Below are 5,067 nucleotides of genomic sequence, written 5' to 3' on the forward strand. Positions count from 1 at the left end.
AAACCATACTTTATGATAAATAATAATGGCGGTCCCGACGGGACTCGAACCCGCGATCTCCTGCGTGACAGGCAGGCATGTTAACCGCTACACCACGGGACCCGCTTATGTAAAGCATAAGAAAATTGCGGGAGAAGGATTCGAACCTACGACCTCCGGGTTATGAGCCCGACGAGCTACCACTGCTCCATCCCGCGATAATATTATTTAACATATATTTAATGTCTGTTACCTATAATACTTGTTTCCACATTACAATTCAAGTGTTTTTAACACTTTTCTTATATCAAATTTACACTTTCTTTACTATCATAGGTTTATATATAAAATCTCTAATGAGATAAACAATTGTTTTCAGTATTAAAGAATTATAAGATTAAACTATAAGTATACGGAAAGGAAGTTCTCATGGCTAACAAAAACAAACCAAATAACAAATTAATTAGACCTAGACATCTTAAAAAACTTGGTATTCCTGGAATGATAGTCATCCTACTACTCTTTATTGGTGTTACGGTCTATAACGATAATTTCGCAGGTAATGACGACGAAAATTCATCTGCCGAAACTTCTTCAGATAATGTAGTTACTGTGGACCAACATATTGATGGTGATACGACACGATTTAACTATCAAGGTGACACCCATAATTTTAGATATCTAATTATCAATACACCTGAAATCGGTAGAGATGGTGATGAAGATGATCCTTATGCACAAGAAGCATTTGAACGAACACAAGAACTCTTAGATAACGCTCAAGAAATTACAGTTGAGTTCGATGAAGAAAAAACTGATCAATACGACCGCTACCTTGCATATGTCTATGCTGATGGTGAAATGGTTAATGAAACGCTTGTACGTGAAGGCTTAGCCACTGTCGATTACGTTCACCCTCCTAATGATAAATATGAAGACATATTACGTGATGCTGAGGAAGAAGCGAAACAAAATCAAGTTGGCGTTTGGTCTGAATAATAAAACACCACATATCCTATGACACTATGTCATTAAAGAGGATATGTGGTGTTTTTCACTTATGCTTCTTGTTTATCTGGATGTTCAATCCAGTTTTGAGACCAGTCTTCAATGTCTTTAAGTACCGGTTCTAAAGACTTCCCTTTTTCTGTTAATGAGTATTTAATAACAACAGGTGTCTCTGGAATTACCTCACGTGTAATAAGTCCTTCTTGTTCCATACTCTTCAAACGATCTGATAAAACCTTACCACTTACGCCAGTTGCAGACTGAATTTCACCAAATCGAGAGTTTCCGTCCATCATCTGATAGATTAATAGTGCAGTCCATCGTTGGCTTAATATATTGACCGCTTTTTCAAAACGGGGACACATTTCGTGTTGAGCCATACATATCACTCCTCTTTCAATATATAATAGCACAAATCACCACCTAATAAAAGTAAAATATATTACTTGCTATTACGTAATTATAATTGTATACTTGGTTACATAAGGTTAGTAAATGGAGGAATAGTTATGGAATTTCATAAAAATAATGCAATTTATACAAACACTGTCTCATTAAATGTAAAAGATTTAGAAAAATCAACTGATTTTTATACAAATATAATTGGTTTTAAAGTGTTATCTAAAACTGAGACATCAGTCGATTTCACAGTAGATGGGAAACACACACTATTAAGAATTAATCTTGCAGAAAGCGACCGTCCTAATCACCGTACAAGCGGTTTATATCACTTTGCACTACTCTTACCAAAGAGAGAAGACTTAGCACTAATCACTATGCATTTAGCATCAAAACGTGTGCCACTTGGTTCTGCTGATCACCACGTTAGTGAGGCATTGTATTTAGAAGATATCGATGGTAATGGCATTGAAATCTATATTGATAGAGATCCTGATCAATGGATTTGGAACGACGGTCAAGTGCATATGGTTACTGACCGTTTAAACGCTGAAGACTTACTTAAGAATCAGCCTAACCCAAATGACTTTAAAGGATTACCTGAAGGTACTATAATGGGACATGTTCACTTACATGTTGGAAACCTAGTAAAAGGTGAAGAGTTCTATACTGAAGGGCTCGGCTTAAATGTTGCTCTACGTTTTGGTGGACAGGCTCTGTTTATGTCTAGTGAAAATTATCATCACCATATTGCAATTAATGTTTGGAATGGCGTGGGTGCACCTGCTAGTGAAAAAGGTACAGTTGGCCTCGATTATTTTGATTTAGTATACCCATCACAAGACGTTCTAGATTCTGCAGTATCAAGATTAACAAAACTTGGTTATCAAGTTGAAGTTAATGATTCATTTGTCGATGCTGTTGATCCATCAGGGACACATGTACATCTTGTGACACAAAATAGTCATAGTTAATTGAAAGACTTTCTCAATTACCGTTGACTCATTCTCAATTAAATTGTATATTAGTAATTGAAAATGATTATCAATTAAATATTAATAGGCCCCCTCTTATTAATTCTATAAAAATCATTTTCAGCTACTTTAATCTATATTCGCACATTATATGAAGCCGTACTCAGACCCAGAGTACGGCTTCTCTTTGTCTATAAGCAGATAATTTCCAGATACTTCTAAAACAGTTTATAATATGTCTACTATTATTAAACAAGGAGTGTGGTCATGAACTCATATTACAGCGATGTCGTTCAGTTTAGAGGCAGTCATTATGATTTTGGCCGCTATCAAGGTGAAAAATTAAAGGACTCTCCTATTTTAAAGAACAGACAGAAACAGTGGAAACCACGCATGCACAGACACTTTATAACTGATGAATCATTATCAATTGATTTCCTTAACAAAATTGCTCCACAAATCGTTGAAGAAATATACGGCTTAAGAGATGCCTTAGACTTAGACACTAAAACTGCCTTACAACAATTTGGCGGCTACTATTTGGAGTTAGTCGTGAGCGGCTGTTCTATATTTGCAGATGAGGATTTTCTCATTAGAAATTACGATAGTCATCCGAGAGGCTATGAAGGTCGTTACGTTTTTTATCAACCAACAGATCGTGGTTTAGCAACGATTGGTCCTTCAATGCAAATCGCAGGCCGTATTGATGGGATGAATGAGAAAGGCTTAACTATCGGTTATAACTTTACTCATACTAAGAAGAGTTCGGATGGTTTCTTATGTAGCATGATCTCAAGACTTGTCTTAGAGACGTGTAAAACCGTCGATGATGCAATCGATTTACTCAAGGAGGTTCCTCACCGTCATTCATTTTCTTATGTGGTACAAGATCAAGCAGGTATCCCTTATGTAATAGAAGCTTCACCAAGAAAAGTCATCCATAGACAATCTAATGTATGTACGAATCACTTCCATGTTCTCAATGAAGAAAATCGCTACAGACAAGAAGAAACTAGAGAACGTGAACAAAATATTATCAATTACCAAAGCGGTCAGCCAAAACCTTATGATGCTTTTCAGATTATGAATCAAATGAAACACGGTATTGCCTCTCATAAATATGATGCATCAGCAGGTACCTTGCACACATCCATGTACTTCCCTAAAACTTTAACTAGCCTTTTCTCCTTAGGTACAGATAGAAAGCCAGTTATCTTTGACTTTAATAAATGGATCAGTGGTGAGAATGTGAATGTAAGTAAATTAAAAGGACATATTAACTCTGATAAACTGTTCGTAAACATGAAATGACAGGTACCAAAATATTGGCACCTGTCATTTTTTTTATTCTAGCTCTTCAGGATGAACGAACCCTCTATTATTTTTCAATGTTTCTTCAATACCTGCTAACACTTCTTTTACATGTTCTGGTTCGTAGATATCCATCTTATCAATATCAATTGTATAAACTGGAGAAATTTCTTTATCTTCATACTCGCTTAAGAATTGCTTTTCATACATATTATATAAGTCTTCATAGTACTTCAGTAAGCCTGGGTTCCCTTCGATTTGCTCATAATAACGACCACGTCGTCTAATACGTCTCATTACTTCATCAAAAGAACCATGTACGAGCACCATTAAATCAGGTGATTTTTTATATAAAACTTGCTGTTTATATAAATCATGCAATTCTTCCATCATATTCTCATGTAACTCTAGATAAGTGTCGTACTCATCCTTATCCATAGATCCATTTTCAAACTGCAATCGCGCAAAAATCATTGCATCTTCATAAATAGATCGATCTAATACAGAATTTGGATGTGCCATAGCACTCTTAATCGCCTTAAAACGATGATTTAAGAAAAAGACTTGTAAATGGAAACTATATCTCTCCGGATCATCATAATACTTGGCCAAGAATGGATTGCCATCTACCTTCTCTTCTAATAAATCTACTCCGAAATGTTTGGCAATAACCTTGCCCCATTCTGTCTTACCAGCACCTATTGTCCCTGCTAATGTAATCAAGTAACCATCACCTTTACTATTAATACTCATTATATTCACCAAGTTATATTTTTTTAATAAACCCTTACTATAATAACATTTCACTGGGTAAATATGTGATAAAACTTCACAAATAAAATAACTTCGACATTATCGAAGTTATTTAGATTTGAATCCAGAGACTTGTGTCTCCCATTTCTGTTTATTTTTTTTAATAAATTGAATGAGTTCAGATTCTGTTTTGAATATGTAGTCGTCCATTTTGCTACTATCTATTGATGAGATGGTCATCCTAAAGCCAAAAAGTGGACGTTTAAATACAGTATATGACCACCGATCTGTATAAAAACTGATTGTCTCTTGATCCACATCTGTGATTACCCAAGATTCTGACTCTATAGTTTTTTTGATTTTCTCCATCTAATCTCACCCCTGTAATGATTATACAGTGATTTATAAATATTAATATTAGAAATTACAAAATGTTCCAATCATTATAATGTTAAATTTTGTCCACTATTAATAAAGTGATAGTTTTATACAAAAATAAGAAAAATTAATCAGTATAAATAGCTTATGACTAGTAAAATATATTGAATCAAAAAAAGCTTAACCATAATTGGTTAAGCTTTAAGAACGGAGATGGAGGGAGTTCACAAGTCATGTATATCAAGGCTTTCATGCATTCATTGAC

At 34.7% G+C, this 5,067-nt stretch carries 6 protein-coding genes and 2 tRNA genes; 3 read left to right on the forward strand and 5 right to left on the reverse strand.

Annotated elements, in window-relative coordinates; all coding sequences use genetic code 11:
* Positions 1–26: 26 nt before the first annotated feature.
* Positions 27–102, reverse strand: a tRNA-Asp gene (locus EYB29_RS05980).
* A 23-nt stretch (positions 103–125) separates the two neighbouring features.
* A tRNA-Met gene (locus tag EYB29_RS05985) sits at positions 126–197 on the reverse strand.
* 211 nt (positions 198–408) lie between these two features.
* Here EYB29_RS05985 and EYB29_RS05990 point away from each other — a divergent pair.
* On the forward strand, positions 409–978 hold the full coding sequence (locus tag EYB29_RS05990) for a thermonuclease family protein (RefSeq protein WP_051220489.1): 570 nt from the start codon (positions 409–411) through the stop codon (positions 976–978).
* A gap of 59 nt (positions 979–1,037) precedes the next feature.
* Here EYB29_RS05990 and EYB29_RS05995 read toward each other — a convergent pair whose 3' ends face one another.
* On the reverse strand, positions 1,038–1,367 hold the full coding sequence (locus EYB29_RS05995) for a winged helix-turn-helix transcriptional regulator (protein WP_035856138.1): 330 nt from the start codon (positions 1,365–1,367) through the stop codon (positions 1,038–1,040).
* A gap of 129 nt (positions 1,368–1,496) precedes the next feature.
* Between EYB29_RS05995 and EYB29_RS06000 the strand changes: the two genes are divergently transcribed.
* Together EYB29_RS06000 and EYB29_RS06005 are read left to right on the forward strand one after the other, a co-directional pair.
* Positions 1,497–2,360 carry a VOC family protein gene (locus EYB29_RS06000; protein WP_026866643.1) on the forward strand — a complete coding sequence of 288 codons (864 nt, stop codon included), beginning with the start codon at positions 1,497–1,499 and terminating at the stop codon, positions 2,358–2,360.
* Positions 2,361–2,627: 267 nt separating this feature from the next.
* On the forward strand, positions 2,628–3,671 hold the full coding sequence (locus EYB29_RS06005; RefSeq protein WP_026866642.1) for a C45 family autoproteolytic acyltransferase/hydrolase: 1,044 nt from the start codon (positions 2,628–2,630) through the stop codon (positions 3,669–3,671).
* Between the two features lie 33 nt (positions 3,672–3,704).
* Here EYB29_RS06005 and EYB29_RS06010 read toward each other — a convergent pair whose 3' ends face one another.
* A complete protein-coding gene (locus tag EYB29_RS06010) occupies positions 3,705–4,424 on the reverse strand; it encodes a deoxynucleoside kinase (RefSeq protein ID WP_035856135.1) in 720 nt (239 codons plus the stop codon).
* 108 nt (positions 4,425–4,532) lie between these two features.
* Positions 4,533–4,793: a hypothetical protein gene (locus tag EYB29_RS06015; RefSeq protein ID WP_026866640.1), complete on the reverse strand. Its 261-nt coding sequence runs from the start codon at positions 4,791–4,793 to the stop codon at positions 4,533–4,535.
* Positions 4,794–5,067: the final 274 nt, after the last annotated feature.

It is taken from the genome of Jeotgalicoccus sp. S0W5 (assembly GCF_011634875.1).
GTDB lineage: Bacteria > Bacillota > Bacilli > Staphylococcales > Salinicoccaceae > Jeotgalicoccus > Jeotgalicoccus marinus.

What these genes read in the sequence shown, in the direction of transcription:
- EYB29_RS05990 (WP_051220489.1), top strand. Translation starts at nt 409, where the DNA reads ATGGCTAACAAAAACAAACCAAATAACAAATTAATTAGACCTAGACAT.
- EYB29_RS05995 (WP_035856138.1), bottom strand. Translation starts at nt 1,367, where the DNA reads ATGGCTCAACACGAAATGTGTCCCCGTTTTGAAAAAGCGGTCAATATA.
- EYB29_RS06000 (WP_026866643.1), top strand. Translation starts at nt 1,497, where the DNA reads ATGGAATTTCATAAAAATAATGCAATTTATACAAACACTGTCTCATTA.
- EYB29_RS06005 (WP_026866642.1), top strand. Translation starts at nt 2,628, where the DNA reads ATGAACTCATATTACAGCGATGTCGTTCAGTTTAGAGGCAGTCATTAT.
- EYB29_RS06010 (WP_035856135.1), bottom strand. Translation starts at nt 4,424, where the DNA reads ATGAGTATTAATAGTAAAGGTGATGGTTACTTGATTACATTAGCAGGG.
- EYB29_RS06015 (WP_026866640.1), bottom strand. Translation starts at nt 4,793, where the DNA reads ATGGAGAAAATCAAAAAAACTATAGAGTCAGAATCTTGGGTAATCACA.